This window comes from Spirillospora sp. NPDC029432, from assembly GCF_040703975.1.
Classification (GTDB): Bacteria; Actinomycetota; Actinomycetes; order Streptosporangiales; family Streptosporangiaceae; genus Spirillospora.
On record NZ_JBEZWH010000018.1, the window covers coordinates 101,144 to 126,799 of the forward strand.

General features: G+C 73.6%; 24 protein-coding genes, 1 tRNA gene and 1 pseudogene. 12 read left to right on the forward strand and 14 right to left on the reverse strand.

Annotated elements, in window-relative coordinates; genetic code table 11:
• Nucleotides 1–13: 13 nt before the first annotated feature.
• The 7 genes from AB0881_RS17215 to AB0881_RS17245 all read right to left on the reverse strand — a co-directional run bounded on the left by AB0881_RS17215 (nucleotide 14) and on the right by AB0881_RS17245 (nucleotide 6,209).
• Nucleotides 14–829, reverse strand: coding sequence for an SAM-dependent methyltransferase (locus tag AB0881_RS17215; RefSeq protein ID WP_366617890.1), 816 nt, complete (start codon nucleotides 827–829; stop codon nucleotides 14–16).
• 100 nt (nucleotides 830–929) lie between these two features.
• Nucleotides 930–3,254 carry a transcriptional regulator gene (locus tag AB0881_RS17220; protein ID WP_366617891.1) on the reverse strand — a complete coding sequence of 775 codons (2,325 nt, stop codon included), beginning with the start codon at nucleotides 3,252–3,254 and terminating at the stop codon, nucleotides 930–932.
• A 1-nt stretch (nucleotide 3,255) separates the two neighbouring features.
• Nucleotides 3,256–3,327: transfer RNA gene (locus tag AB0881_RS17225), tRNA-Trp, on the reverse strand.
• 58 nt (nucleotides 3,328–3,385) lie between these two features.
• Nucleotides 3,386–4,414, reverse strand: coding sequence for a YihY/virulence factor BrkB family protein (locus AB0881_RS17230; protein WP_366617892.1), 1,029 nt, complete (start codon nucleotides 4,412–4,414; stop codon nucleotides 3,386–3,388).
• Between the two features lie 18 nt (nucleotides 4,415–4,432).
• A complete protein-coding gene (locus AB0881_RS17235; protein WP_366617893.1) occupies nucleotides 4,433–4,747 on the reverse strand; it encodes a DUF4235 domain-containing protein in 315 nt (104 codons plus the stop codon).
• Nucleotides 4,744–5,679: a DUF3618 domain-containing protein gene (locus tag AB0881_RS17240; RefSeq protein WP_366617894.1), complete on the reverse strand. Its 936-nt coding sequence runs from the start codon at nucleotides 5,677–5,679 to the stop codon at nucleotides 4,744–4,746. The genes AB0881_RS17235 and AB0881_RS17240 overlap by 4 nt, the downstream gene beginning before the upstream one ends.
• On the reverse strand, nucleotides 5,676–6,209 hold the full coding sequence (locus AB0881_RS17245) for a phage holin family protein (RefSeq protein ID WP_366617895.1): 534 nt from the start codon (nucleotides 6,207–6,209) through the stop codon (nucleotides 5,676–5,678). Before AB0881_RS17245 ends, AB0881_RS17240 begins: the two co-directional genes overlap by 4 nt.
• A gap of 212 nt (nucleotides 6,210–6,421) precedes the next feature.
• Here AB0881_RS17245 and AB0881_RS17250 point away from each other — a divergent pair, with 212 nt between their 5' ends.
• Both AB0881_RS17250 and AB0881_RS17255 read left to right on the forward strand, forming a co-directional pair.
• Nucleotides 6,422–7,186: a L,D-transpeptidase gene (locus tag AB0881_RS17250; RefSeq protein ID WP_366617896.1), complete on the forward strand. Its 765-nt coding sequence runs from the start codon at nucleotides 6,422–6,424 to the stop codon at nucleotides 7,184–7,186.
• Nucleotides 7,187–7,231: 45 nt separating this feature from the next.
• Nucleotides 7,232–7,972: a hypothetical protein gene (locus tag AB0881_RS17255; protein ID WP_366617897.1), complete on the forward strand. Its 741-nt coding sequence runs from the start codon at nucleotides 7,232–7,234 to the stop codon at nucleotides 7,970–7,972.
• Nucleotides 7,973–8,037: 65 nt separating this feature from the next.
• On the opposite strand, the gene AB0881_RS17260 is transcribed toward AB0881_RS17255, so the two are convergent.
• The 6 genes and pseudogenes from AB0881_RS17260 to AB0881_RS17285 form a co-directional block, all read right to left on the reverse strand.
• A complete protein-coding gene (locus tag AB0881_RS17260) occupies nucleotides 8,038–8,682 on the reverse strand; it encodes a TetR/AcrR family transcriptional regulator (protein WP_366617898.1) in 645 nt (214 codons plus the stop codon).
• Nucleotides 8,679–9,452, reverse strand: coding sequence for an SDR family oxidoreductase (locus AB0881_RS17265; RefSeq protein WP_366617899.1), 774 nt, complete (start codon nucleotides 9,450–9,452; stop codon nucleotides 8,679–8,681). Before AB0881_RS17265 ends, AB0881_RS17260 begins: the two co-directional genes overlap by 4 nt.
• Before the next feature lie 79 nt (nucleotides 9,453–9,531).
• Nucleotides 9,532–10,598, reverse strand: a pseudogene (gene nrfD / locus AB0881_RS17270) (NrfD/PsrC family molybdoenzyme membrane anchor subunit).
• Nucleotides 10,595–11,476, reverse strand: a complete 882-nt coding sequence (locus tag AB0881_RS17275; RefSeq protein WP_366617930.1) for a 4Fe-4S dicluster domain-containing protein — start codon at nucleotides 11,474–11,476, stop codon at nucleotides 10,595–10,597. Before AB0881_RS17275 ends, nrfD begins: the two are co-directional and overlap by 4 nt.
• A gap of 72 nt (nucleotides 11,477–11,548) precedes the next feature.
• Nucleotides 11,549–14,806, reverse strand: coding sequence for a formate dehydrogenase (gene fdh, locus AB0881_RS17280; RefSeq protein ID WP_366617900.1), 3,258 nt, complete (start codon nucleotides 14,804–14,806; stop codon nucleotides 11,549–11,551).
• A gap of 88 nt (nucleotides 14,807–14,894) precedes the next feature.
• Nucleotides 14,895–15,371: an SCP2 sterol-binding domain-containing protein gene (locus AB0881_RS17285; protein WP_366617901.1), complete on the reverse strand. Its 477-nt coding sequence runs from the start codon at nucleotides 15,369–15,371 to the stop codon at nucleotides 14,895–14,897.
• 176 nt (nucleotides 15,372–15,547) lie between these two features.
• Here AB0881_RS17285 and AB0881_RS17290 point away from each other — a divergent pair, with 176 nt between their 5' ends.
• From AB0881_RS17290 to AB0881_RS17335, 10 genes are all read left to right on the forward strand, one after another.
• The gene (locus AB0881_RS17290; RefSeq protein WP_366617902.1) at nucleotides 15,548–15,841 is read left to right on the forward strand and encodes a YiaA/YiaB family inner membrane protein; all 294 of its coding nucleotides are present in this window, start codon (nucleotides 15,548–15,550) and stop codon (nucleotides 15,839–15,841) included.
• Between the two features lie 275 nt (nucleotides 15,842–16,116).
• A complete protein-coding gene (locus AB0881_RS17295) occupies nucleotides 16,117–16,902 on the forward strand; it encodes an ABC transporter permease (protein ID WP_366617903.1) in 786 nt (261 codons plus the stop codon).
• On the forward strand, nucleotides 16,902–17,768 hold the full coding sequence (locus AB0881_RS17300) for an ABC transporter permease (RefSeq protein ID WP_366617904.1): 867 nt from the start codon (nucleotides 16,902–16,904) through the stop codon (nucleotides 17,766–17,768). The genes AB0881_RS17295 and AB0881_RS17300 overlap by 1 nt, the downstream gene beginning before the upstream one ends.
• On the forward strand, nucleotides 17,765–18,793 hold the full coding sequence (locus AB0881_RS17305) for an MlaD family protein (protein WP_366617905.1): 1,029 nt from the start codon (nucleotides 17,765–17,767) through the stop codon (nucleotides 18,791–18,793). The genes AB0881_RS17300 and AB0881_RS17305 overlap by 4 nt, the downstream gene beginning before the upstream one ends.
• On the forward strand, nucleotides 18,790–19,839 hold the full coding sequence (locus tag AB0881_RS17310) for an MCE family protein (protein ID WP_366617906.1): 1,050 nt from the start codon (nucleotides 18,790–18,792) through the stop codon (nucleotides 19,837–19,839). The genes AB0881_RS17305 and AB0881_RS17310 overlap by 4 nt, the downstream gene beginning before the upstream one ends.
• Nucleotides 19,839–20,897, forward strand: a complete 1,059-nt coding sequence (locus tag AB0881_RS17315; RefSeq protein ID WP_366617907.1) for an MlaD family protein — start codon at nucleotides 19,839–19,841, stop codon at nucleotides 20,895–20,897. Before AB0881_RS17310 ends, AB0881_RS17315 begins: the two co-directional genes overlap by 1 nt.
• A complete protein-coding gene (locus AB0881_RS17320) occupies nucleotides 20,894–21,955 on the forward strand; it encodes an MCE family protein (protein ID WP_366617908.1) in 1,062 nt (353 codons plus the stop codon). The genes AB0881_RS17315 and AB0881_RS17320 overlap by 4 nt, the downstream gene beginning before the upstream one ends.
• Nucleotides 21,952–22,995 carry an MCE family protein gene (locus tag AB0881_RS17325; RefSeq protein ID WP_366617909.1) on the forward strand — a complete coding sequence of 348 codons (1,044 nt, stop codon included), beginning with the start codon at nucleotides 21,952–21,954 and terminating at the stop codon, nucleotides 22,993–22,995. The genes AB0881_RS17320 and AB0881_RS17325 overlap by 4 nt, the downstream gene beginning before the upstream one ends.
• The gene (locus AB0881_RS17330) at nucleotides 22,992–24,281 is read left to right on the forward strand and encodes an MCE family protein (protein ID WP_366617910.1); all 1,290 of its coding nucleotides are present in this window, start codon (nucleotides 22,992–22,994) and stop codon (nucleotides 24,279–24,281) included. The genes AB0881_RS17325 and AB0881_RS17330 overlap by 4 nt, the downstream gene beginning before the upstream one ends.
• Nucleotides 24,278–24,958 (forward strand): hypothetical protein, encoded by a 681-nt coding sequence (locus tag AB0881_RS17335; protein WP_366617911.1) that lies wholly within the window; start codon nucleotides 24,278–24,280, stop codon nucleotides 24,956–24,958. The genes AB0881_RS17330 and AB0881_RS17335 overlap by 4 nt, the downstream gene beginning before the upstream one ends.
• Here the strand turns inward: AB0881_RS17335 and AB0881_RS17340 are convergent.
• Nucleotides 24,944–25,579, reverse strand: a complete 636-nt coding sequence (locus AB0881_RS17340) for a helix-turn-helix domain-containing protein (RefSeq protein ID WP_366617912.1) — start codon at nucleotides 25,577–25,579, stop codon at nucleotides 24,944–24,946. The two genes, AB0881_RS17335 and AB0881_RS17340, sit on opposite strands and share 15 nt — an antisense overlap.
• Between the last annotated feature and the right edge of the window lie 77 nt (nucleotides 25,580–25,656).

Below are 25,656 nucleotides of genomic sequence, written 5' to 3' on the forward strand. Positions count from 1 at the left end.
ACGGCCGCCCCCGTCACTTCTTCTTGAGCGCGATCCCGGCCATGCCGAGCTGCTCGCCGGGCTCCAGGTTGTCCGGGTCGACGGGGCCGTCCGGCCGCCACAGGGCCGTGTACGTGACGCCCGGCTCGACCAGCTCGAAGTCCCCGAAGTGGTACTCGATCTCCGCCGGCGTGCGGGCCCAGCCCTCTTCGAGGTTCTCCCGGGTGATGCGCGCCAGCTCCTGCTGCTGCGGGAGGCCGGTGTCGACGAGCGAGGTCATGAAGAGGTAGCTGCCGGGCGCGAGCGCGTCCCGGTACGCGGAGACGACCCCGTCGGCGACGTCGGGCGACAGGTAGTGGAGCATGCCGACGAGCATCAGCGCGACGGGACGCTCGAAGTCGAGGAAGTCCGACACGTCCTCGTGCGCGAGGATCTCGGCCGGCTCCCGGACGTCGCCGACCATCACCCGCGTGTACGAGTTCTCGGCGAGGATCGCGCGGCCGTGCACGCCCACCAGCGGGTCGATGTCGACGTAGACGACCTTGGCCTTCGCGTTCCGCGCCTGCGCGACCTCGTGGGTGTTCTCGACGGTGGGCAGGCCGCTGCCGAGGTCGAGGAACTGGTCGATCCCCGCCTCCCCGGCCAGCCAGCGGACGCCGCGCACGAGCACCTTGCGGTTCTCCACCGCGGACTCGCGGAGGCCGGGAATGAGCAGGGCCGTCTGGTCGGCGAGCTCGCGGTCCACCGCGAAGTTGTCCTTGCCTCCCAGCAGGGCGTCATAGGCGCGCGCGATGGTGGGCTTGCTGAAGTCCAGTTCCGGCGGGGGCCATTCGGGCCGCTCTTCTGTCATCGGGTGATCCTGGCCAATCCGGGTGCGGGGCTGAGGTCAAGCGGACAACGAGAACGGTGTTCAGCCTAGCCCCGCAGTGGTCCAATTTCCCGAATAAAGCTCACAATTCGACTTTTTCGTCGGGCGTGACATCGCGCATCCAGTGCCGTTCCGCGTCCCAGCCGAGGAACCGGCGCGCCCCCGGCACGGCGGTGCCGTCCAGGCTCCCGCGGCCGAGCAGCACGTGCCGGAGCCCGGCCAGCACCGGCGCCAGCCGCGCCGCCGCGTGCCCGGGCCGGCGGTCGGCCTCGTCCTGCATCCACGCGGCCACCGCGACCTGGTCGCGCGGGCCGCACAGCGCCAGGAAGAACACCGCCTGCCGCCACGCGTACGCGGCGTCCTTGATCGCGCCCAGCGGCCGCGGGTCGCGCTCCACCCGCTCCACCCGCCGGCACACCGTCGCGAACGCGCCGCGCGCGAGCTCCGCCCAGCCGCCCTCCGGATCGACGCCGATCGGGTGGACGAGCGCGGCGAGGTTGTGCGTGGTGAGGATCTGCGCCTGCTCGATCACCATGCCGTTCTCGGCCGCACGGTACGAGCGCAGGCTCGTGGCGCCCGCCCGCTCCGCGCACAGCTCGGCGAACGACCGCGACGTGGGCGTGGCGAACCGCCCCCGCCACCGGGTGTCGCCGATGCTCCGGACGGCCGCGTAGTCGATGCCGTAGTACCGCTCGTACAGCGTCCCTTCGAGCAGGTCGGCGGCCAGCTTCGCCGCGTCCAGGAACTTGCCGGAGAACGCGCCCATGAAGATGTCGGCCGCCAGCTCCTCGGTCAGCGGCACCTGGATGGACGCGCTCCTGGCGAGCGCGTCCAGCTCGCGGACGAGCGGGTTCGGCAGGATCGTCCCGGGGAAGGCGCGCAGGGCCAGGTCGCCGAGCCGGACCAGCGCGTCGCGCGCGCCGGCGTGGGCGCCGCCGCCGGGCAGCCGGTGCTCGTGCGCGGCACGCACCCAGGGCAGCTCGGTGAGCTTCACCTGGCCCTCCAGGTTGAGCAGCAGCAGCGAGCGACGGTCACGGAACGCGCGGTAGACGGCCGCCATGAGCGTGCGCAGCGGCGCGTCGGCGTACGACTGCGCGGTCGTCCAGGCGACCAGCTGCGGGACCAGCTCGGCCATCACCTCCGCCGAGGGCACCACGCCGCGCTCCACCAGCGTGCCGATGGGCGCCGCCAGCGCCGACTCCACGATCTCGCGGAGGGGCTCGGGGACCTCGCCGCCCGCCGGCACGCCCGTACGGCGCTCCTCGTCGGCGGTGACCGGAGCCAGCAGCGGCTCCAGGTCGAGGATCCCGGCCTCCTGGACGAGCGGCGCCAGCCGCTCGACGAGGATCCGCGCGAACGCGCCGTGCGTCGGCCGCCGCGCGATCCCGGCCTGGCGCTCGCGGAGGGCGCCGTGCCCCGCCGAACCGGGCGCGCCGCGCCGCCGCACCATGGAGTCCACCGCGTGCTGGAGCAGCCCGGGCCGCGCCGGGCCGGAGCCGGTGACGGTCTCCTCCAGGGCGGTCCGCAGGATCGCCAGGTTCTCCTTCGGCCGGCGGTGCTTGGTGCACAGCGTGTGCTCGGCGGCGAGCCGCTCGTACCGCGCGAGCAGCTCCTCGCCGCGCGCCAGCCACGCGCCGGTGATCCGGCGGCCGGCGCGGCCGTCCTCGGCGGTCTCCAGCCAGTGCGCGAGCAGCTCGTCCGCGAACGGGTTCCAGACGGACAGCGCCTCGTTCATCGCCGCGACCGCCGCGCTCGGGCGCCGGACGGCGAGCGCGCCGCGCGCCTGCCCCGCGGTACGCCGGTGAACGATCTCCGCGTCGCCCGGCGCGGTCGCGCTCGGGCGCGGGAGGAACCGCAGCAGGCCGGCGAACGGCTCGATCCGGTCCAGCAGCGACAGCGCCGCGCCGGGGTCGCCGGCGCGCAGCAGCCACGCGACGGTGAGCAGCGCGCCCTCCTCCGGGACCACGACCTGGTAGCGGCCGCTGTCCAGGAGCGCGCCCAGCTCCGCGAGGCCCGCGTCGGTGAGGTGGTAGTAGAACAGCGCGCGCCGGTCGGCGGGGACCCCCGCCCGCTCGGCGGCCTCGATCTCGTACGGCAGCAGCGGCCCGCCCGACGCGGCCTCGCCGGTCGCGAACCCGCCGCGCACCACTTCGAGCGTCACCCAGGACGGCAGGTCCCGCACGGGCGCCGGCGAGCCGATCTCCAGCGTGCCGTCGGCCATCCCCTGGAGGACGCGCTCCCAGCTCACGGCCCGCTCCTCGGCGCGCCGCCGGGTCTCCGCGTCCTCGTGCGCCAGCGCCGTCCGGAAGGCCCGGGCGAGCTGGGCGCTCGGGTAGCCGGCGCCGATCACGACGCCGTGCTCCCTGCCGTTCCCGTGGACCGCGTACCGCTCGTCACCGCGCTTCATGCCGGCATGGCAGGTCCCGCCCCTGCACCCTCCGGGTATGGAGCCCGGCGCTCTGCTGTTGAGCTACATGCCGTTGCGCGAATAACGGTAAGAGCCCATCAATTCCGTCCGCAAGGGAATTAAACGGCGGCCTATCGCCCCTCGTTCCGCTCGGGAGCGCCGCGGGACCGCTCGTTCTCCTCCAGTACGGGATCCACGGCGGCGTGCTCGTCGTCGTCGAAGGCGCGGGTGTCGCGCGGCTCCACGTACGGCTCTCGCTTCTCGGGGATTCCGGCGGCGATGGCGCGGCCGCGCTCCAGCTCCGCGTTCAGCTCGGCGCCGAGCAGGATCGCGATATTGGTGATCCACAACCAGACCAGGAAGATGATCACACCGGCGAGGCTGCCGTAGGTCTTGTTGTACGAGGCGAAGTTCGCCACGTACAGGGCGAACAGCGCCGAGGCGACCAGCCACAGCAGGATCGCCAGCAGCCCGCCCGGCGTCACCCACCGGAACCCCTGCCTGGCGTTCGGCGACGCCCAGTACAGCAGCGAGATGAGGAACGCCGCGATCAGCAGCAGCACCGGCCACTTCGCGATGTCCCACGCCGTGACGGCGGCCGAGCCGAGGCCGAGGAGGTCGCCGGCCTTCCGCGCCAGCGGCCCCGACACCACGACGGCGACCGCCGACAGCGCGAGCAGGACGAGCGTGACCACGGTGACCGCCACCCGGATCGGCAGCGTCTTCCAGATCGGACGCCCCTCCGGCACATCGTAGATGGCGTTCGAGGCGCGCATGAAGCCCCCGACGTAGCCGGACGCCGACCACACGGCCGCGGCCAGCGAGAACAGCGCGATCAGGCCCGCGCCGCCGCCGCTTCCCTGGAGCTCCTTCAGCACGTTCACGAGCACGTCGCGGACCGCGCCGGGCGCCAGCCCGCCCAGATTGTCGATCATCGACTGGGTGGTGCCGCGGCCCGCCAGCCCGACCATCGAGACCAGCACCAGCAGCGCCGGGAAGATCGACAGCACCGCGTAGTAGGTGAGCGCGGCGGCCCGGTCGGTCAACTCGTCGCGCTGGAACTCGCGGACCGTGCGCTTGAGCGCGTCCTTCCACGAGGTCCCCGGCATGTCGGTGGGGCCCTCGTACCGCCGGCGCGGCGCGCGCGACCTCCTGCTCATGGCATCAGCCTCTTCCGGTCAGGCGGTCACTTTCCGCCGCCCGCGAGCGCGCCCGCGGCCGGACTCCTCGTCGTCGTCGCCGGGCCACGTGCCGGTCGCCTTGAGGACGCTGCGCGCCGCGTACCGGTGGGTCACCGCCTTGACGAAGCCCACGATCGCGCCCTGCAGCATCGCCGCGACCAGCACCTCCCGCCACGTGCGGTCGAAGTCGTCGGCGTCCGGGGCGTCGTCCTCCCCGGCCACCACCCGCCAGAGCTGCTTGAAGATCACGCCCGCCAGCAGCGCGCCGAGCACGCTGATCAGGACCGACCCCAGCTTGAACAGCAGCTTCATCGGCGCCCCGCCTTCTCCTTCGCCATCCTGTTGGCCATCCTGCCGATGTCCCTACTCTTGGCCGCGGCCATCCCCTTCGCCGCGCCCATGCGCCCGGCCATGCCGGCACCGCTCTTCATGCCTTCACGGCGGCCCTGCATCATGCCCTTGGCCTTCTCCACGGGTCCCGCCATGGACGCGCCACTGCGCATACCTTGGCGACGGCCCTGCATCATGCCCATGGCCTTGCCCATCGGTCCCGCCATGGACGCGCCACTGCGCATGCCCTGGCGACGGCCCTGCATCATGCCCTTGGCCCGGCCCATGGTCATGCCGCTGCGCATGCCCTGACGGCGGCCGCGCATCATGCCCTTGGCCATGCCCATCGGACCCGCCATGGCCGCACCGCTGCGCATGCCCTGGCGACGGCCGCGCATCATGCCCTTGGCCATGCCCTTGCGCTCGGCCAGCATCGCGCGCGTTCCGGTACGGCGGCCGCCGCGGAACATCGACGTGCGGCGATGGGACCGGCGGCGGCGCCGCAGCACCACAAACACCAGCAGCGCGCCCGCGAGGCCCACCGCGGGGCCGGCGCCGCGCCGCGCCATGTCGGCCGTGTCCTGCGACCGCGCGGTGTCGCGGGCCTGCCGGGCCGTCGACTCGGTACGGCTGCGGGCCTGCTGCGCCATGCCCTTCGTCCGGGACGACACGTTCGCCTTCATCCGGTCGGCGGACTCCTTGGCGCGGGCCTTGACATCGGCCTTGGCGGCGAGCGCCTCCACCGTGTCGCCCAGCTCGCGGCGGTGCTGCGCGATCTCCTCGCGCAGCTCCTCCGTACCCTCGTGGCCCTCGTGGCCCTGCTCGCCGTCGTGGCCCTCGCGGCCCTGCCCGGCGTCGCGGGCCGTGCGCCCGGCCGCCCCCGGCTCGGCCGCGTGTCGCGGTTGGCTCGTCATCGGTGTGCTCTCTCCTTGATCTCGGTGACGTCCTGGCGGGCGCTGTCCATGGCGTCCCGCGGCATCGGCGGTACGGCGCGCTTGGTCTGCCCGCGCCCCATCAGCGCCAGGATCCCGGCGACCGCCAGCAGCACCACGCCGACGATGAGCGCCGACACCCACACCGGCATGGCCAGCGCGAGTACCGCGATCACCGCCGCCACCAGCGCCCCCGCGCCGAACAGCGCGACCAGCCCGGCGGCGCCGAACAGCCCGGCCCCGGTGCCGGCGTGCTTCCCCTTGTCCTTGAGTTCCGCGACCGCGAGCCGCAGCTCGGCCCGCACCAGGTCGGACAGCTGCTGCGTGGCGCGCGAGACCAGCTCGCCGACGCCCTCGTCCTGCCCGCGCCGGTCGGCGGCCTGCTCGCGCCCGCGCGGCTGCGCCGGAACGGACGCGTCGTAGGCGTAGGCGCCGCCGTGCCCGCGGGCGCCCGCGCCGGCGGTGCCGCCGGGCTCTGTCCTGCCGCTCTCCGGCGGCCGTACCGTGCTCATGAAACTCAGCCCCTCCCATGGTGTTGGCCGAGGTCGGCGCGTTCTCCGGGACCTGGAATCCCCCGTTCCCCCACAGCCCGTACTAAACGCGTACGGACGGGTTTGAAGAGTTCTTGAGGAAGCGTGCAACCCCCCGCGCCGCCCGCGCGTATGTGTCGGTCACAGAGCCGCCGGGAGAAAGGGCGCAGATGATCACACCTGGTCGGAGACTCATGACGGCCGCCGCGGCGGGCACGGCCGCGGCCGCGCTGGCGGCCGGGTGCGGCGGGCAGGACGGGCGGACCGCCGCGTCGGACGCGGCGCCCGGCGGGAACGGGAAGAAGCCGCCGCAGGCGACGACGTACACGACCCTCCAGGGCCTGCCGGCCGATTCCGACCCGTTCGGGAAGAGCAGCGGGACGGTCGTCCGCCCGAAGGCGGCGCTGCCGGTCTCCGCCCAGCCGGGCGGGACGCCGGTCGCGACGCTGCCCGCCGAGCAGCTGGGCGGCCCGACGTGGGTGCCGGTGGTGGAGTCCAGGCCGGGCTGGCACCGCGTGCTGCTGCCGAGCCGCCCCAACCGCGTCACCGGCTGGATCCCGGGGACGGCCGACAAGGTCGAGACCGCGCGCAGCTCCCACCAGGTCAAGGTGGACCTCAGCGACCGCCGCCTCACGCTCACCGACAAGGGCCGCAAGGCCGGTACGTGGAGCGTCGCGATCGGCGAGGGGAAGACCCCCACCCCGACCGGGCGGACGTTCCTGCTCGCGCTCCTCAAGCCCGCCAAGCCGACCTACAGCCCGCTGATCCTGCCGGTCGGCGCCCACTCCGAGACGCTGGACACCTACGGCGGCGGGCCCGGAACGGTCGCCTTCCACGGCTGGCCCAGCAAGGACGTGTTCGGCAAGGCCGTCACCCACGGCTGCGTCCGCGTGCCGCCGGACGCGCTGGACCGGCTCTCCAAGGTCCCGCTCGGCACTCCGGTCGAGATCGTCGACTGACCGGAACGCCCCATCCCCATCCCCCCGACACAGCAGGAGATGACCATGCGTCTGAAGCATCTGACCCGGGCCGCCGCCGTCGCGGGCGCGGTCGCCATGCCGCTGGCCGCCGCCGTACCGGCCGCGGTCGCCGCCACCCCGGGCGCGGCCGGCGCGGCCGGCTCGGCGTACGCGCTCGCCGCCACCGGCCCGGTCGCCGTCCCGGCCACCCCGTCCGTCACCTCGGCCGCCGCCCGGCCCGAGCGCAAGAGCGTCGCGGAGCTGCCGGCCAACCCGCTCATCCGGGCCGGGGTGCTGAACGCGGCGGCGGGCGCCGGGCACGCGCGCGCCTCCGTGGTGGACCTCGCCGTTCCGCGGGCGAAGCTGACCGCGAGCCTGGTGGCGGCCAAGTGCCACAACGGCAAGGGGTCCTCGCACCTGGTGAAGGTGACGCTGGACGGCCGCGTCATCAAGGCGTCGGCGACGCCCGGCAGCACCGTCACCGCCCGCGTGGACGGGCTGGGCACCGCGTCGCTCGTCCTGAACAAGCAGTCGCGGACGTCCGACGGGCGGCTCACGGTCACCGCGATCGAGCTGACGCTGCCGCTGCCGCAGGGCAAGACCGAGACGATCAGCATCGCGTCCGCCACCTGCGGGCCGAAGGGCGGCGCGGGCGACCCGGGCGACCCGGGCGACCCGGGCAAGCCGGAGGACCCGCGGCCGTCGCCGAGCGCGCCGCCGTCCGCGCCGCCGAGCGCGGCGCCCGCCCCGACCCCGGTCACCGGCGACCTGCCCGTCACCGGCTGATCCGGACCTGACCGACGAGGGCCCGTGCCGCACCCGGCACGGGCCCTCCGGCGTCCGGCCGCGGCTCAGCCCGGTCCCGCCTCCAGGACCTCGGGGCCGCCGTTCCAGTTGAGGATGCGCAGGGCCAGGTCGGCGTACGCGCGGGCGATCTGCTCGGGCCTGCGGCGGCGCTGGACCGGGTACCAGCGCGCGACGTCGACCGCCAGCGACATGATCGCCAGCTCGCCGGTCGGCGCGGCGGCCGCGTCGAACCGGCCGGTGCGCACGCCGTCGTCGATGGCCTCCCGCAGCACCTCCTCGGTACGGCGGCGCAGCGCGACGATCTCGCGCCAGTGGCCGGGCGACAGCGACGCGTGCTCGTACTGGATGATCCGCGCGACCGTGCAGTGCTCGGCGTGCCAGCGGACGAGGGCGGTGACGATGGCGTGCACCCGCTCGGCCGGGCCGTCCGCCCCGGCCGCCGCGTCCCGGACGAGCTCCAGCGTCAGCTCGTGGCCGGTCCGGCTGATCTGGTAGAGCAGGTCCTCCTTGGTGGGGAAGTGCATGTACATCGCGGCGGGGCTCATCCCGGCGCGCGCGGCGACGGCGCGGGTCGAGGTGCCGTGGTAGCCGTGCTCGCCGATGACCTCGACGGCGGCGCGGAACAGCCGCCGCGCCCCTTCCGGCCGCTCGGCCCAGGCCCGCGCCAGCGCGTCGTCGGCCGCGGTCACGTGGCGGTCAGGCCGCCGTCGACCGGGATCACCGTCCCGGTGACGAACGCCCCCGCGCGGCTGGCGAGGTAGACCGCGACGCCCGCCATGTCGTCGGGCCGGCCGATCCGCCGCAGCGGCACCGCGGCCGCGATGGCGTCGCCGAACGCCTCCAGCGTGGCGGCCATCATCTTGGACTCGAACGGGCCGGGCGCGACGGCGTTCACCGTGATCGCCTCGGGGCCCAGCTCCTTGGCCAGCACGCGGGTGAGCTGGTGCAGCCCGGCCTTGCTCGCGGTGTAGGAGTAGCGGTCGCCCGGCGTCATGATCCCGTCGACCGAGCCGATGTTGATCACGCGGGCCGGGTCGTCGGGGACGGCGGCCTTGCGCAGCAGCGGGAGCAGCGCGCGGGTCAGGTAGAACGGCGCCTTGAGGTTGAGGTCGACGACCTTGTCCCAGGCGTGCGCGGGGAACTCCTCCAGCGGCGCGCCCCACGTGGCGCCGGCGTTGTTCACCAGGATGTGCAGCGGCTCGCCCCCCTGCCGGGACGCCACGGCCTCGGCCAGGCCGAGGCAGCCCTCCTCGGTGCCGACGTTCGCCGGTACGGGGATCGCGGTGCCGTACTGGGACAGCTCCTCGGCGGCCTGCTCGCACGCCTCGGGCTTGCGCGAGCTGACGTACACCTTGGCCGCGCCCGCCTGGAGCAGCCCGCGCGCGATCATCAGGCCGATGCCGCGCGTACCGCCGGTGACCAGCGCGGTCTTCCCCGCGAGGCTGAACAGGTCCGTCATGCCGGGGCCCTCCGTTAAGCGTCCGCTTAGTGAGCGCGCTCAACGTAGGCCGGTCAGGACCGGCCTGTCAATGAACGAGTCAACGCTCTCTCCGCCCCTCACGCCCCTCACGCCCCTCTCGCTCCCCGTGCTCGACCGTCCCGGACCCGCCGCGCTGCGCCAGGACCGTGTAGTGCGGGTCGGCGGCGCTGGCGCGGCCGGCCTCGAAGACGCCGAAGCGGGTGCACGCCGACCCGGCCAGCAGCGCGGCCCCGCAGAGCGCGGCGGCGCGGCGGGAGCGGCCCGCCACGGTCGCGGCACCGGCGGCGCCCGCCACCGTCAGGAGACCGGACGCCGCAGGAGGCGGCCGCCCCTGCCGCGGCGGTACGGCTCGGCCAGCGGCCCCAGGCGGCGGCGCATGCGCCGTACGGCCGCCTGCTCCAGCACGGCCCCGAACACGGCGGCGATCCGCGCCGGGGCGGTCTCCTGCACGGGCGCCGCGAGCAGCCCCAGACCGGACGCGGCCGCCGCGCCCGAGCCGACGAACACGAACGGCATCTCCCGATGGGCCTCGTGCCACGCCGGAACGGCCGTGTCGGAGATCAGCACCGCGGTGTACGAGGCGACCGCCGCGCCCGACAGGGCCGTCCAGCCGGTCGCGGCGCGGCCCGCCCGGCGGAAGAGGCCGGTCGCGTCGGTGACGGCCGCGATCCCGGCGGCCGGGCCGTACGTCATGAGGATCCAGGACCCCATGCTCATCGGCGAGGACGGCTTGAAGACCCGCAGCATGTTCAGGAACCGCGCCGGGCGCCCGAGATCGTGGATCAGCAGGGCGGTGGACAGCGAGATCGCGGCCAGCCCGCCGATCTTGCCGGTGCGGGCCAGCGCGGGCCGGCCGGTGAACTCGGCGCCGGCGGCCAGCGCCGACGAGCCGCCGGCCAGCCCGCCCAGGAACAGGTAGCCGGCGATGTCGCGGGCCTTCCAGGTCGGCGCCTTGATGATGGGGCGGCCGTAGTACGAGCCGAACTCCACCTCCGGCACGACGACCTGCTCGCCCCTGCGGCGGCGCAGGCGCGGCCGTTCGCGGCCGCCCTTCGCTCCGGGAACGGCTTCGCGTCCCGGCCGCTGGTTCCGGACCCCGTCCTGGGTGACCTTCGCCTCGCTCACCGCTTCCCCTTCCCAGGCGCGCACGTCGCGGCGGCAAACGCGACGGCGACGCTTCCCAGGAGGGTCACGGCCGCCGCGCCCGCGTGCCGCCACATGGAGCCGAGGTCGCGGGTGGTGACGACCGGGTCGGGCGGCAGGCCGTACACCTCAGGCTCGTCCAGGAGGAGGAAGAACGCGCCGTCGCCGCCGACGCCGTCGTCCGGGTCGTGCCCGTACAGGCGGGCGTCCTCGACCCCGGCGTCGTGGAGCTGCTCGACGCGCGCGGCGGCGCGCTCGCGCAGCTCGTCCAGCGGGCCGTACTGGATGGAGTCGGTCGGGCACGCCTTCGCGCACGCGGGCTCCATCCCCTCCGAGATCCGGTCGTAGCAGAGGGTGCACTTCCAGACGCGGCCGTCGTCCTTGCGCTGGTCGATGACGCCGTACGGGCAGGCGGGCACGCAGTAGCCGCAGCCGTTGCAGATGTCCTCCTGCACCACGACCGTGCCGTACTCGGTACGGAACAGCGAGCCGGTCGGGCACACGTCCAGGCAGGCGGCGTGCGTGCAGTGCTTGCACACGTCCGAGGCCATCAGCCAGCGGAACTCGCCGCGGTCCTCGCCGTCGGCCGTCTCGCCCCGCGCGGCGGCCTCGGCGGTCAGGCCGAGCAGGTCCACGTCCGCGTAGTCGCCGTGCTCGACGCCGGGGTCCTGGAAGCCCAGCGGCTTGCGCTGCTCGATGAACGCGACGTGCCGCCACGTGTCGGCGCCGAGCCCCTGGGTGTTGTCGTACGACATCCCGGTGAAGTTCAGGCCGTCCTCCGGGACGGCGTTCCACTCCTTGCACGCGACCTCGCACGCCTTGCAGCCGATGCAGACGGAGGTGTCGGTGAAGAACCCCATGCGGGACGGGTGGCCGCGGTGCCCCGCGTCGCCCGCGACGTCGGCCAGCGGGCCGGAGAAGCGCCCCATCGTTCAGACCCCCATGCCCGTGTCGGCGGTGATCCCCGCCCTGCGCTGGTAGTCCTGGACGAGCTGGGGAAGCGCGGGACCGCGCGGGCGGCGGCCCGCCCTGATGTCGGCGGACAGCGCCTTCACCTCCTGGATGTGCACGTTGGGATCGAGCGAGATGCTCGCCAGCTCGTTGGCCGCGTCGCCCGTGCTGTAGCCGTTGGGCCCCCAGTGGTACGGCAGCCCGATCTGGTGGACCGTGCGGCCCTGCACCCTCAGCGGCGCCATGCGGTCGGTCACCAGCACCCGCGCCTCGATCGCGTTCCGCGCGGTCACGACGGTCGCCCAGCCGCCGTGGACGAGGTCCCGCTCGGCGGCGAGCTCGGGCGAGACCTCGCAGAAGAACTCCGGCTGGAGCTCGCTCAGGTACGGCGACCAGCGGCTCATGCCGCCCGCCGTGAAGTGCTCGGTGAGCCGGTACGTGGTCACGACGTACGGGAAGACGTCCGCGCCCGGCTCCGATCCGCTGGGATGCAGCCGGTTGTGCTCGCGAGAGAAGACCTCCCGTACGGGGTTGCGCTGCTGCCCGTACAGCGGGTTGTCGAACGGCGAGTCCTGCGGCTCGTAGTGCGTGGGCAGCGGGCCGTCCAGCAGCCCGGCGGGGGCGAACAGCCAGCCCTTGCCGTCCGCCTGGAGGATGAACGGGTCGTCGCCGGCGAGCGCGTCCGGGCCGGTCGCGCCGGGCTCGGGCCGGAAGGACGGCTCCTTGCCGTGCTGGCAGTCGGGATCGTCGTGCCCCGTCCAGCGCCGCCGCTCCTCGTCCCACCACACCAGCGCCTTGCGGTCGCTCCAGGGCCGCCCGCCCGGATCGGCGGACGCCCGGTTGTAGAGGATGCGCCGGTTGGCGGGCCACGCCCACGCCCACTCCGCCGCGATCCAGTCCTGCTCGGAGCCCGGCTTGCGGCGCGCGGCCTGGTTCACGCCGTCGGCGTACACGCCGCAGTAGATCCAGCATCCGCAGGAGGTGGAGCCGTCGTCCTTGAGCTGCTCGTACGACGACAGGTGCGCCCCGTCCGGGCCGAACCCGTTGATCTCGGCGAGGACGGCCGCCGCGGACGGCTCGCCGTGCGGCCCCTCGACCGGGTAGTCCCAGGTCAGGTCCAGTACGGGCCGGTCGCGCTCGTCGGTCGACCCGGCGAGCTTACGGCGGATGATGCGGCCCAGGTGGTACATGAACCACAGGTCGCTGCGCGCGTCGCCGGCCGGCTCGACGGCCTTGTGGTGGTACTGGATGGTGCGGTTGGTGTTGGTGAAGCTGCCGTCCTTCTCGGTGTGCGACGCCGCCGGGAAGAAGAACACCTCGGTCCCGATCTCGCCGGTCGCCAGCTCCCCGGTCTCGATCTCCGGGCCGTCCTTCCACCAGGTGGCGCTCTCGATGAGGGAGAAGTCGCGGACGACGAGCCAGTCCAGGTTCGCCATCCCGAGCCGCTGCACCTTGGCGTTGGCCGAGCCGACCGCCGGGTTCTCCCCCATGAGGAAGTAGCCCTTGCACTTGCCGTCCATCTGGGCCATCGCGGTCTCGTACGTGCTGTGGCTCCCGGTCAGGCGCGGCAGGTAGTCGAAGCAGAAGTCGTTCTCGGCGGTCGCCTTGTCGCCCCACCACGCCTTCAGGAGGCTGACGACGTAGGCGCGCATGTTGCCCCAGTAGCCCTTGCGCGCGGCGTCGGCGAGGACGAAGTCGTCCAGCGTCTCCCGCCGGTGGGCGTGCGGCATGGGGATGTAGCCGGGCAGCAGGTCGAACAGCGTCGGGATGTCGCTCGACCCCTGGATCGAGGCGTGCCCCCGCAACGCCTGGATCCCGCCGCCCGGCCGGCCGATGTTCCCGAGCAGCAGCTGCAGGATGCAGGCCGTGCGGATGTACTGGGAGCCGACCGTGTGCTGCGTCCAGCCGACGGCGTAGGCGAACGCGCTCGTGCGGTCGGGCCCGGAGTTGCGCACCAGCGCGTCGCAGACCTTGGCGAACAGCTCCGGCGGCACCCCGCAGACCTTCTCCACCATCTCCGGCGTGTACCGCGAGTAGTGCCGCTTGAGGACCTGGAACACGCAGCGCGGATCCTGGAGCGTCTCGTCCACCCGCGGCCTCCCCTTGCCGAGCGGGGCGCCGCCGGACCCGTGGCTCTCGCTCCGGCCGGACTCCTGGACGGCCGCCTCCGCCCGGACGCGGCGCTCGTAGTCCAGGTCCCGGCGGCCCGACGCGGCGACCACGTCGAGCCCCTCGTACCGCCAGGAGTCGAGGTCGTAGTGGCGGGTCTCCGCGTTCATCCCGGAGAAGACGCCGTCCAGGTCCTCGGTGTCGCGGAACTCGTCCCGCAGGATGGTCGAGGCGTTGGTGTAGGCGAGCACGTAGTCCCGGAAGTACGAGCCGGTGCTGAGCACGTGGTTGACGATCCCGCCGAGGAACGCGATGTCCGACCCGGCCCGGATCGGCACGTACACGTCGCTGACGGCGCTCGTCCGGGTGAACCGCGGATCCACGTGGATCACGGTGGCGCCCCGCGCCTTGGCCTCCATCACCCACTGGAACCCGACCGGATGCGCCTCGGCAAAGTTGGAGCCCTGGATGACGATGCAGTCGGAGTTCTGCAGGTCCTGCATGAACGTCGTCGCGCCGCCGCGCCCGAACGAGGTCCCCAGCCCGGCCACGGTCGCGCTGTGGCAGACGCGCGCCTGGTTCTCCACCTGCACCACGCCGAGCGCCGTGTGGAGCTTCTTGATGAGGTAGTTCTCCTCGTTGTCCAGCGTCGCGCCGCCGAGCGAGGCGATGCCGAGCGTCCGGCGCACGCGGGCGCCGCCCGCGTCCCACTCCCAGGTGTCCGCCCGGGTCCTCAGCACCCGGTCGGCGACCATCTCCATGGCCGTGTCGAGATCGAGGGTCTCCCATTCCGTCCCGTACGGCCGCCGGTACAGCACCGCGTGCTCGCGCGCCGGGCCCGTGGTCAGCTGGAGCGTCGCCGAGCCCTTGGGGCACAGCCGGCCGCGGCTGACGGGCGAGTCCGGATCGCCCTCGATCTGGACGACGCGCTCGTCCTTGACGTACACCTTCTGGCCGCACCCGACCGCGCAGTACGGGCACACCGACCGCACCACCCGGTCGGCGGTCGCGATCCGGGACTTCAGCCCGGCCGTGCGCGCCGACTCGGCGGCGGCACCGCGCCCGAGCCTGTCGTCCCCCGTCAGCTGCCGGTAGACCGGCCATCCTTCGATCCAGGTCCGCACACCCACGAGCGGCCACTACCCGGGGCACGGGCCTCAAACCCGCGGGCCGGCGCGCTTGAACGGACTTGACCGGCCTTTAGGGACGGACCGCCCCTCAGTACTCGAACCAGCCCGACAGCCTGGCGCCGAACATCATGTCGCCGGTCAGCCCGATCTTCCCGCCGGTGAACGCGGTGACCGCGTTCAGCCGCCCCGCGCACACCCGCAGCAGGTCGGCGACCGAGATCTTCAGCGAGACGTTCGCGCCGCTGTAGGCGCCGCGCCTCCCTCGGGCCGCGCCGTCCCTGATCTCGACGTGGTACGTGTACACGCCCGAGGGCGTCCGCACGTTCCACTGCACGACGCCGGCGGCGCCCGGGGCCCGCTCGGGGACGAACCGCTCCCCCATGATCGTGAACAGCCGGTCGAGCACCGCCGTCGCGCCGGCACCCTCCACGAACTCCTCGATCGCGGCGTCGTCCGCGCCCGCGTCCGCGCCGTCGAGGAGGTCGCGCAGCTCCTCCGGCCCGCTGATCGTTTCGAGGAACCGCTGCACCGCGGCGGCGTCGGCCAGGTCGGGCATGACGGTCATCTCGGCGTCCTCTCGTCCGGCTGCACCCCGAACGCATCCCACCGAACGCCCCGGGCCGCCGTAAGACCGAAACCAACAAGCCGCCGGCCCGCTTTTAGCAGCCCGGCACAAGTACCCAGCGCGGGTTGAGCATCCGTACTCAGGCGATCACTCCGGGCACTCCGGACACTCGCTTCATGACGACACAAGCGCCGCAATCGGCCAGTACGACCGCGTTCTTCGTCCAGGCGATCATCTCGTTCGCCGTCTCCAGCGTCGCCGTCTGCATCGGCATCATCTACCTGCCGGTCCAGACCTGGGTGCGCGCCTTCCTCGCCCTCGGCCTGCTGTACGTCATCACCTCGACGTTCACCCTCGCGAAGTGCGTCCGCGACAAGCAGGAGTCGCAGGCCATCACCAACCGCGCCGACAAGGCGCGGCTCGACAAGCTGCTGACCGAGCACGACCCGTACTCCACCCAGAAGCTCTGACCGGAGGCTCTGGCCGGCGCGTGCGGGCGCCATGGGGCGGCAGGCGGCCCCGCCTATCGCCGGTCGGCGAGGCCGCCCACCACCCTCGTCCCCGAACGGGGGTTCCCAGGACCCGGTCGGGAACGCGTCCCGCTCCACGGCGGGTGAGAGCACCCTAGTGACTTATTAGCGCTCTGCCAATAGGCTCTCCGCGACTTACTGGCAAGTTGCCAACAAGCTCTTGGCAGAGCGCCAACAAGGTTCTAGGGTGTGGCCCCTGTGAAGGGGGTGATGCCGTGGTCGCGCTGGGTGTCCCCGTCCGGGTGCACGCGCTGCTCGCCGAGGTCGGCGAGATGTTCGTGGTCGCGCTGGAGGGGCTGCGCCGCACCTGGGACGTGCGGACGTGGTTCTGGGAGTTCGCCGAGCAGTCCTGGTTCCTGGCCCGGGTGACGAGCCTGCCGGTGATCCTGGTGTCGCTGCCGCTGGGCGCGACCGTGGCGCTGCAGGTCGGCCAGCTGGCCGCGCAGCTCGGCGCGCAGTCGGCGACCGGCGGCGCGGTGGTGGTGGGCCTGGTCCGCGAGGTCGCGCCGATCGCCGCCGCACTGATCATCGCGGGGGCGGGCGGCTCGGCGATGACCGCCGACATGGGCGCCCGCCGGATCCGGGACGAGCTCGCGGCCATGGAGACAATGGCCGTCAACCCCGTCCACCGGCTGGTCACGCCCCGGCTCTGGGCGGCCAGCCTCGTCTCGACGCTGCTGGCGTCGCTGGTCATCGCGGCCGGCGCGGCGGGCGGCTTCGTGTTCAACGTGCTGCTCCAGGACGTCACGCCCGGCGCGTACTTCGACGGCGCGGTCTCGCTGCTCCAGACCTCCGACCTGCTGGTGACGCTGCTGAAGTCCTGGCTGTTCGGGATGATCGCCGCGATCGTCGCCTGCCATATGGGGATGAGCTGCGCGAGCAGCCCGGTCGGCGTCGGGCAGGCGGTCAACCGGGCGATCGTGGTCGCGTTCATGCTGGTGTTCGCGCTCAACTACGTGATCACGACGGTGTACTTCGTCGCGTTCCCGCCGAAGATCTGATGGCCGGCCCGATCCCGGCGGCGCGCGCCGGCACGCGCGCGGCGGCGGCCGCCGCCGGAGCCGCGCGGCGCGCCGGCGACCTGGCGCAGTGGCCGGTGTTCGTGCAGCGCGTGGTCGTCTACTCGGCGCGCGACCTAATCTGGCGCCGCAAGTACGCCAAGACCGTCGCCCGCCACGTCAGCGACATCGTCGTCGGCGCGGGGGCCACCGTGGTCGGCGGCGGGATGATCTTCGTCATCTTCACCATGGCGTTCTTCGTGGGCACCGAGGTGGGGCTTCAGGGCTACACCGGGCTGCGCTCGATCGGCGCCGAGTCGTTCATGGGGCTGGTCGGCTCGTTCGCCAACGTCCGCGAGATCACCCCGGTCATCGCGGCGGTCGCGCTGGCGGCGCAGTGCGGCTCGGCGTTCACCGCCGAGCTGGGCGCGATGCGGATCTCCGAGGAGATCGACGCGCTGGAGGTCATGGGCATCGCCTCGTTCGCCTACCTGGTCTGCACCCGGGTCGCGGCGGCGCTGATCGCGCTCGTCCCGCTGTACCTGATCGCGCTGTTCGCCAGCTTCTTCGCCACCCGGCTGATCAGCACCGAGTTCTTCGACCTGGCGCCGGGCGTCTACGACTACTACTTCCGGCTCTACCTGCCGACCATCGACCTGGTCTACAGCTCGATCAAGGTCGCGGTCTTCTCGTTCGCGGTGATCACCATCCACTGCTTCTACGGCTACTACGCCACCGGCGGCCCCGCCGGGGTGGGCCGGGCGGCGGGCCGGGCGATCCGGCTGTCGATCATCACGATCGTCACCCTGAACCTGCTGCTGTCGTACGTCTTCTGGGGCGGCGGCGCGACCGTGAGGCTGACCGGATGATCAATGAGGAGATCCCGCTGCGGCGCAGGCTGGTGATCGCCGTGGCCACGCTCGCCGCGACCGGGCTCGCCGTGTACGGGCTCGTCGCGCGGCCGTTCCAGGACGGCGGCACGGTCCTGACCGCCGAGTTCGGACGGGCCGGGCAGGGCCTCGGCAAGGACGCCCCGGTCAAGATCCGCGGGGTGACCGTCGGCACGGTCACCGGGACGGAGCTGGCCGGGTCCGGACGCGCCCGGCTGACGCTGCGGCTCCACCCCGGGACCCGGGTACCGGACACGGTCACGGCGGTCGTCGAGCCCGCGTCCGCGTTCGGCCCCAAGTTCGTGAACCTCCGGCCGGGCGCGCACGAGAAGGACGGCCCGTTCCTGGCCTCGGGCGCGCGCATCGCCCGCACCGCCGACCCGCGCGACCTGTCGGACCTGCTCGCCGACGCCGACGCCGGCCTCGGCGCGATCGAGCCCGCCGAGGTCGCGACGATCGTCCGCACGCTGGCCGACGGCCTGTCGGGGAACGGCACCCGGCTGCGCTCGACCATCGACCAGACCGGCGTGCTGGTGGGCGTCGCGCACAAGCGGCGCGCGGAGGCCCGCCGGTTCCTGCGCGACGGCGCCGACCTGAGCACCGCCCTGGCGGGCTCCGGCGACGAGCTGGTCGCGATCGGCGGCGACGCCAACACGCTGATCTCCACGACCGCGGCGGGCGGCACCGGCCGGCTCGGCGCGTTCGCCGACGGGATCTCCGACGTCTCCGCCCTCGTCGCGCACGGCCTCACCAAGCGCGGCGGGCAGCTCGGCGAGGCGTTCCGCTCCGGCGAGCGGGCCGCCGCCGTCATCTACTCCCAGCTCGGCCTGCTCGGCGACGCGGTCCGCACCGGCAACCGCCTCCTCCCCCTGTACGGGGAGCTGACCTCGCTGCCGGGTCCGGGCGGCAAGAACTACCTGCGCTCGCAGGCGTACCTGCCCACCGATCCGTGCGAGCTGCTCGTCGGCCTGTGCGGACCGTCCACCAGGGGAGGCGGCCGATGAGGCGCGCACGGATCGGCCTGGCGCTCAAGCTGGGCACGTTCGTGCTGGTCACCGGAGTGCTGACGGCGTTCATCGGGGCGCAGATCGCGCGGGTCGGCACGGGCGGCGGCTGGACGGTGTCGGCCACGTTCGACGACGCGAGCGGGCTGGCCGAGGGCGACCAGGTGAAGATCGCCGGCGCTCCGGTGGGCCGGGTGGACGGCCTGAAGATCGTCGAGGGCCGCGCCCGGGTGACGATGACGGTGAACGCGTCCGTGACGGTCCCCGCCGACAGCGAGGCCGCGATCCGCTGGCGGGACGCGATGGGCAGCCGGGTCGTCTACCTGATCCCCGGGACGAGCCCCGCCAGGATGCGGCCCGGCGCGCACATCACCCGGACCCGTTCGGTCGTGGACGCCGCCGCGCTGATCAACCAGCTGGCCCCGCTGACGCAGAGCGTGAACCCCAAGCAGGTCAACGCGGTGCTCGGCTCGCTCGCGCAGGCCCTGGACGGCAACGCGGCCGAGATCGACCGGCTGCTCGTCGGGGTGGACACGCTGTCGTCCACGATCGCGGCCCGGCGCGGGACTCTCAAGCAGATGCTCGCGGACTACGCGACGATCACCGAGGTCATCGCCCGGCGCGACAAGCAGATCGCGAAGGCGATCGACGACCTGGTCACGCTCAGCGGCGCGTTCACCGGCAACCGGCGGCTGATCGACCAGGCGATCGTGCAGCTGGCGGCGATGGCGCGGACGTCGGACAAGGTGCTGGCGGGCAACAGCGCGGAGCTCGCGCAGGTGATCACGCGGCTGTCCACGTTCACGGCGGGCGTGCGCCGCAACACCGGGACGGTCGCGGACGTCATGGACTCGGCCGCCCCCAAGCTCCGGCGCATCTTCGCCGCCGTCGACAACGGGCGGTTCATCGAGTCCGCGATGCCGTGCATCACGCTCGCCGCGCCGCCCTGCCCGTACCCGACCCGGCTGCCGGGACCGCGCGAGTCCAGCGAGGCGATCACCTCGTCGGGCGCGCTGGAACGGCTGATCGTCGGAGGAGGCTCCTGATGGCGCTCGGGTCGTTCCGGGACCGGAACAAGGTGACGGTCGGGCTGGTGTCGGCCGGCACGCTGATCGCGCTCGTGCTCGGGGTGTACCTCGTCGGCACCCGCGGGCTGCTCCAGGACCGGTACACGGTGACCGGGGTGTTCGCCGAGACCGGCGGGCTGCGCTCCGGCGACGAGGTGCGGGTGGCCGGCATCCGGGCCGGCGAGGTGACGCGCGTCGAACCCGTCTACGCGCGCGGCGAGGTCCTGGTCGAGTGGAAGGTGGACGCGGAGGTCGACCTCGGCACCGCCACCCGCGCCGAGGTCAAGGTGGAGAACGTCCTCGGCGGCCGCTACCTGCGGCTGTCCGGCCCCGTCGGCACCCCGCACCTGGCCTCGCTGCCGGAGTCGCGGCGCCGCATCCCCAAGGACCGCACCCGGGTCCCGTCCACCGTCAACGACGTCCTGAACACCGGGACCAGGACGCTGGCCAGGCTCGACTCCCGCTCGATCAACAAGATCGTCACGGAGCTGGACGGGGTGGGCGAGGACGACCGGCACCGGCTGGCGAGCGCCCTGACGAGCCTCACCGAGCTGGCCGAGACCGTGAACGAGAGCAACCCGCAGATCAAGAGGCTGCTCGGCGGCGGCGACCGCATCCTGAAGGTCGCCCGCGCGAAGGACCGTCAGCTCTCGCAGCTGCTCACCAACGTGGAGGCGATGCTGGCCGAACTCCAGTACCGGCGGAACGAGCTGGCCTCGTTCCTGGGCAGCGGCGACCGGACGGTGCGGAGCATGACCACGCTGATCGACCGGCACCAGGCCCGGCTGGTCAAGGTGATCGCCGACCTGCGCGCCACCCTCGGCGACCTCCGGCCCACCACCGGCGACCTCAACGACCTGCTCACCTGGGCCGGGCCGACGCTCAGCGGGCTGTCCGGCACCGGCGGGTACGGCCCCTGGCTGGAGGTCCTCGCCACCGGCCTCGGCCCGCTCTCCCCGCGCGACCTCGCCCAGCTGGCCGAGGCCGCCCCGCAAGCACGCGCCCCAGGGGCACGGACCACAGGAGGACGGCCATGAGACGGCTCGCCGCGGCGGCCGCCTCGCTGGCGCTGGCCGCCGGCACCGGCGGCTGCACGGTGCTCGGCGCGCCCGGCGCCGGCGACACCTACCCGATCACCGTCTACTTCGCCAAGACGCCGTCGCTGTACGAGCGGTCGCGGGTGAGGGTGCTGGGCGCCGACGCCGGAACGATCACGTCCATCGAGAGCGAGAGCGACCGCAACCGGGTCCGCGTCCGGATGGAGATCGACCGCGACGTCCCCGTACCGCGGGACGTGCGCGCCACGATCGAGTCCGCGAACGCGCTCGGCGAACGCTTCGTGACCCTGCACCCGGCCTGGACGCCCGGCCGGCCGAAGGCCGGGCCGGGGACGGTCGTCCCGCAGGAGCGCACCGAGCTGCCCGTCGAGATCGACGACGCGCTGACCGCGTTCGCCCGCCTGAACGGCTCGATCGACGCGAACCGGCTCGGCGGCGCCGTCGGGCGCGGCGCGGACGCGCTGAACGGGCGCGGCGACGACGTCAACCGCGCCCTGCAGAGCACCGCGACGCTCACCAGCGACCTCGCCGCGCAGGACGAGCGGATCGTGTCGCTGGCCGAGGGGCTGCGGTCGCTCGCCGCCGACCTCAACGCGCGGGACCAGAAGCTGACCACGCTGCTGGAGTCGTTCTCCAGCACCAGCCGCACGCTGGCCGAGGAGCGCACCCGGCTGCGCGACTTCGTCGCCGGGCTCGCCGCCGTCATCCGCAAGAGCGAGGTGCTGGTCACGCAGTACCAGGAGACGCTTCCTGCGGCCGTCACCGACCTGTCCAACATCGTCATGACGCTCAAGTCCAACGCCGGCTCGCTGAACCAGACCATCGAGGCGCTCGGCCGGTTCGCGGACGTGGCCGTGCAGGCCTGGGACAAGGAGCGCAACGTCGCGGCCATCCGGCTCGTCTTCCACGGCACCGTACGGGCATGGCTGCAGCCGCTGTTCGACGCGATGGGCTGGGGCACGATCCCCTGCCTGCAAGGAGAGCCCACCGTCGGCAACTGCACGAAGCCGCCGAAGACCGGGGAGGTCCCCCGATGAGACGACGGCGGCCGGCGGCCGCGGCGGGCGCGCTGGCACTGGCCGTGACCGTGGGAGCGGGCGGCTGCTCGCTCCAGACGCTCGGCGCCCCGCGCGGCGACATGGTCCTGACCGCGACGTTCGACGACGTGCAGAGCCTGGTCACCGGGCACAGCGTGCAGATCTCCGACATCCGGGTCGGGACGGTGACGGGGATCCGGCTCAGCGGCTACCGGGCGCGGGTCACGATGGCGCTCAAGAGCGACCGCCGGGTGCCCGCCGGGACGACCGCGACCATCGCCAAGTCGTCGCTGCTCGGCGAGAACTACGTGCGCCTCGACCTGCCGCGGGGGCGCGCCGCGGACGCCGGCCCGTTCCTGGCGAGCGGCGCCGCGATCGCGCAGACGTCCATCCAGCCGGACCTGGAGGAGATCAGCGCCAAGCTCGGCCCGCTGCTGGCCGCGCTCGGCGGCCAGGACCTCCAGACGATCACGGGCGAGACGGCGACCGCGGTGGGCGGCAAGGGGCGGCAGCTGAACACGCTCGTCAAGCGGGCCGCCGACGTCACCGACACCTACGCCGCCGCGAGCGCCGACCTGGTCCGCGCCCTGGACGGACTCGCCCGGCTCGGCGACTCGCTGGAGAAGGGCCACGGCGAGTTCGGCCGGCTGCCCGGGAACGTGGTGCTGGCCACCGAACGGCTCCGGAACGAACGCGCCCAGCTCAAGCGGTCCGTGCAGCAGCTCCTCAAGCTCGCCCGGTCCGTCAACGCGAACGTCCACGAGCGGCACGCGGCCCGCCTCGGCACCCTGCTGGCGCGCGCCGACGAGCTGCTCGCCGCCGCCGTGCGCGGGAGCCGGGACCTCAAGGCCGTCGCGGGGGCCGTGCTGAAGTTCCTGAACGGCCCGTCCGTCTCCCACAGCGGCCAGGGCCTGCTCTTCCTGTGGATCAAGGGCTTCCTGCCGTCCGCCGGCGCGGCGCCGGAGGCGGCACCGCGGGCCGAGCGGCGGACCGAGCGGCCGGGCCTGCCGCTGGACGAGCTGATGGGACCGCGCCCATGAAGCATCCCCGCATCGCCGTCAACCTCGCCTTCTTCGCCCTGCTCGGGGTCGTGCTCGCGATCTGGGCGGTACGGAGCATCATCAGCGTCGACGCGCTCGACCGCCCGTTCCGGGTCACCGCCGAGTTCGCCGACTCGCCCGGCCTCAACGAGGACCTGGAGGTCACCCACCTGGGCGTCCGGGTCGGCAAGGTCGGCGCGATCGAGCTGCGCACCGGGCACGTGGACGTGGGCCTCGACCTCGACCGCGGGGTACAGGTCCCGGCCGGCGTGGGAGCCCGCGTGCTGCGCAAGTCGGCGATCGGCGAGCCGTACATCGAGCTGACCCCGCCCGCGAAGCCCGGCACCGCCGTCCTCAAGGCCGGCGACCACATCCCGGTGGGGCGGACCGCCGGGACGACCGACTACCAGCAACTGTTCGCGGGGATCGGCGACACGCTCAAGGCCGTCGACCCGCGCGACTCCCGCACCCTCGTCCACGAGCTGGCCCGGGGCCTGGAGGGGCGCGGCACGACCATCAACGACACGATCGCCGACGCCCACCGGCTCACCGGCACGCTCGCCGCGGACGCGCACGTCCTGGACGGGCTGTCGGCCGAGCTGACCCGGCTCACCGCCACCCTCAGCGACCACCGGTACCAGCTGGCCTCGGGCGTGAACGACCTGGCGGCGTTCACCGCCGCGCTCCGGCAGAGCCGCCGGGACCTGGACACGGTCCTGGAGCACGGGCCCGGCACCCTGCGCGAGGCGAACGACCTGCTGGGCAAGGCCCGGCCCGGCCTCGGCTGCCTGCTCACCGCGGCGGCCACGCCGTCCACGCCGCTGTTCACCCGGCAGAACCAGGAGAGGATCCACCACGTGCTGGAGATGGTCCCGACCCTCCAGGCGCTCGTCTCGGACATCACCGCCACGGACGCGTCCGGCAAGTACCTGCGGGTCACGGCCGTCCTCACGCTCCCGGGCGCCGCGCCAGCGGCGGCCGAGTACACCTCGCCCGTGCCGAAGCCCAAGCCTCCGGCGCTCGCGCTCTGCCCGTCCACCCCGAAGACGGCCGGGGGCGCGAAGAAGGCCGCCAAGGCGGAGCGGGCGCAGGCCCCGAGGCCCGCCGCCGAGGACGCCACGGCCGTGCCCACCCCCGTACGGCAGGTCGGCGCCACCGGCGACGCCGCCCCCGGCGGCGGACCGGCACGGTGGCTGCCGCTGCTGCCGCCCGCGCTCGGCGCCGTGATCGTCATCGCCGCCGCCGCCCGATTCGTCCGCACGCTGCTCCGCAGGAGGTTCCCATGAGCACCGACACCGAAGACCAGGTCGAAGAGAACACCGGCAAGGTCGAAGAGAACACCGAGAAGCCTGAGAAGCCCGAGAAGGCCGAGATCCCCGAGAAGCCTGAGAAGGAGCCGGGCCGTTCCAGGGCGCGGCTGCTCCAGGCGGCCGGGGTGCTGGTGCTCGCGGCGTCCGTGGTCACCGCCGGGCTCCAGTGGAAGGCGGCCGACGACGCGGCGCGGCGGGAGGCCGACCGGACGGCGGTACGGGACCGCGCCGGACGGTTCGGGCAGGCGCTCCTCAGCTACGACCACACCAACCTCCAGGCGGCGCGGACCAAGGTGCTGTCGCTCGCCTCGGACGACTTCGCCAAGACCTACGACGTCGCGTTCACCGGCGGGTTGGAGGGCGTCATCACCAAGCTGAAGGCGACCGCCACCGCGACCGTGCGCGACGTCTACCTGGAGGACGTCGACGAGGCGTCGGCGAAGGCCGTCGTGGTGATGGACTCGGAGGTGCGCAGCACCGCCGGGACGCGCCGGGTCCTCGGCTCGTACCTCGACATGCGGCTGGCGCGGCAGGGCGGCCGGTGGCGGATCACCGAGGTCACCTCGATCGGCGCGGTGAACGAGAGCATGACCGACCCGAAGGGCAGGCAGCAGCAGGCCCCGAAGGGGAACCCGGCGTCACCCGGCGGCTGAGCCGCCGACCATCGGGGCCAGGTAGCGCAGCGCGAAGGCGCGCGCGCCGGCCTCGTCCAGCGGGATCCGCCCGTCCGGAGTCAGGAGCAGCGAGTGCGTGAGCCGGACGAGGATCTCGGCGACGGCCTCCGGGTCGAAGGCGGGCGCGGCGCCGTCCCGCCGCGCGGCCCGCAGCCGGCCGGCGAGGTGCCGGCGGGCGGCGGCCAGCAGCGGGCCGGCCCGCTCGGTCGCGTGCGGGAGCAGCTCGGGCTCCAGCGTCAGCAGCCGGTGGACGAGCCGCTCCTCGCGGCCGATCCGCAGCGTGGCCACGAACCCCTCGACCAGCCGCTCCTCCAGCGTCGCGCAGCCGGCGACGGCCCGGTCGACCTCGGCGGCGAAGCGCCGGGCCTCGCGCGTCAGGACCTCGGAGACCAGCTCGTTCTTGCCGGGGAAGCGCCGGTAGATGGTGGCGCGGCCGAGCCCGGACGCGCGGGCGACATCGTCCATGGTCGTCCGGCGCAGCCCGCGGGTGGCGAAGAGCTCCAGCGCCGCGTCCAGGATCCGGTCCACCTGCGGGTTGGCGGCGTCTCCCCCGGCCGGGTCCGCGAGCAGGCCGCGCAGCAGGAGATCGTCGTCGGTCATGATGGGCCGACCATAGCGGTCCGGGCCCGGGGCCGCGCGCCCCGGGTCGGCGGCGCCCGCACGAGGCGCCTCCAGAA

What these genes read in the sequence shown, in the direction of transcription:
- AB0881_RS17340 (WP_366617912.1), bottom strand. Translation starts at nt 25,579, where the DNA reads ATGACCGACGACGATCTCCTGCTGCGCGGCCTGCTCGCGGACCCGGCC.
- AB0881_RS17315 (WP_366617907.1), top strand. Translation starts at nt 19,839, where the DNA reads ATGGCGCTCGGGTCGTTCCGGGACCGGAACAAGGTGACGGTCGGGCTG.
- AB0881_RS17300 (WP_366617904.1), top strand. Translation starts at nt 16,902, where the DNA reads ATGGCCGGCCCGATCCCGGCGGCGCGCGCCGGCACGCGCGCGGCGGCG.
- AB0881_RS17275 (WP_366617930.1), bottom strand. Translation starts at nt 11,476, where the DNA reads ATGGGGTTCTTCACCGACACCTCCGTCTGCATCGGCTGCAAGGCGTGC.
- AB0881_RS17235 (WP_366617893.1), bottom strand. Translation starts at nt 4,747, where the DNA reads ATGAAGCTGCTGTTCAAGCTGGGGTCGGTCCTGATCAGCGTGCTCGGC.
- AB0881_RS17245 (WP_366617895.1), bottom strand. Translation starts at nt 6,209, where the DNA reads ATGAGCACGGTACGGCCGCCGGAGAGCGGCAGGACAGAGCCCGGCGGC.
- AB0881_RS17265 (WP_366617899.1), bottom strand. Translation starts at nt 9,452, where the DNA reads ATGACGGACCTGTTCAGCCTCGCGGGGAAGACCGCGCTGGTCACCGGC.
- AB0881_RS17325 (WP_366617909.1), top strand. Translation starts at nt 21,952, where the DNA reads ATGAGACGACGGCGGCCGGCGGCCGCGGCGGGCGCGCTGGCACTGGCC.
- AB0881_RS17285 (WP_366617901.1), bottom strand. Translation starts at nt 15,371, where the DNA reads ATGACCGTCATGCCCGACCTGGCCGACGCCGCCGCGGTGCAGCGGTTC.
- AB0881_RS17335 (WP_366617911.1), top strand. Translation starts at nt 24,278, where the DNA reads ATGAGCACCGACACCGAAGACCAGGTCGAAGAGAACACCGGCAAGGTC.
- AB0881_RS17330 (WP_366617910.1), top strand. Translation starts at nt 22,992, where the DNA reads ATGAAGCATCCCCGCATCGCCGTCAACCTCGCCTTCTTCGCCCTGCTC.
- AB0881_RS17320 (WP_366617908.1), top strand. Translation starts at nt 20,894, where the DNA reads ATGAGACGGCTCGCCGCGGCGGCCGCCTCGCTGGCGCTGGCCGCCGGC.
- AB0881_RS17220 (WP_366617891.1), bottom strand. Translation starts at nt 3,254, where the DNA reads ATGAAGCGCGGTGACGAGCGGTACGCGGTCCACGGGAACGGCAGGGAG.
- AB0881_RS17250 (WP_366617896.1), top strand. Translation starts at nt 6,422, where the DNA reads ATGACGGCCGCCGCGGCGGGCACGGCCGCGGCCGCGCTGGCGGCCGGG.
- AB0881_RS17255 (WP_366617897.1), top strand. Translation starts at nt 7,232, where the DNA reads ATGCGTCTGAAGCATCTGACCCGGGCCGCCGCCGTCGCGGGCGCGGTC.
- AB0881_RS17310 (WP_366617906.1), top strand. Translation starts at nt 18,790, where the DNA reads ATGAGGCGCGCACGGATCGGCCTGGCGCTCAAGCTGGGCACGTTCGTG.
- AB0881_RS17305 (WP_366617905.1), top strand. Translation starts at nt 17,765, where the DNA reads ATGATCAATGAGGAGATCCCGCTGCGGCGCAGGCTGGTGATCGCCGTG.
- AB0881_RS17240 (WP_366617894.1), bottom strand. Translation starts at nt 5,679, where the DNA reads ATGACGAGCCAACCGCGACACGCGGCCGAGCCGGGGGCGGCCGGGCGC.
- AB0881_RS17230 (WP_366617892.1), bottom strand. Translation starts at nt 4,414, where the DNA reads ATGAGCAGGAGGTCGCGCGCGCCGCGCCGGCGGTACGAGGGCCCCACC.
- AB0881_RS17215 (WP_366617890.1), bottom strand. Translation starts at nt 829, where the DNA reads ATGACAGAAGAGCGGCCCGAATGGCCCCCGCCGGAACTGGACTTCAGC.
- AB0881_RS17290 (WP_366617902.1), top strand. Translation starts at nt 15,548, where the DNA reads ATGACGACACAAGCGCCGCAATCGGCCAGTACGACCGCGTTCTTCGTC.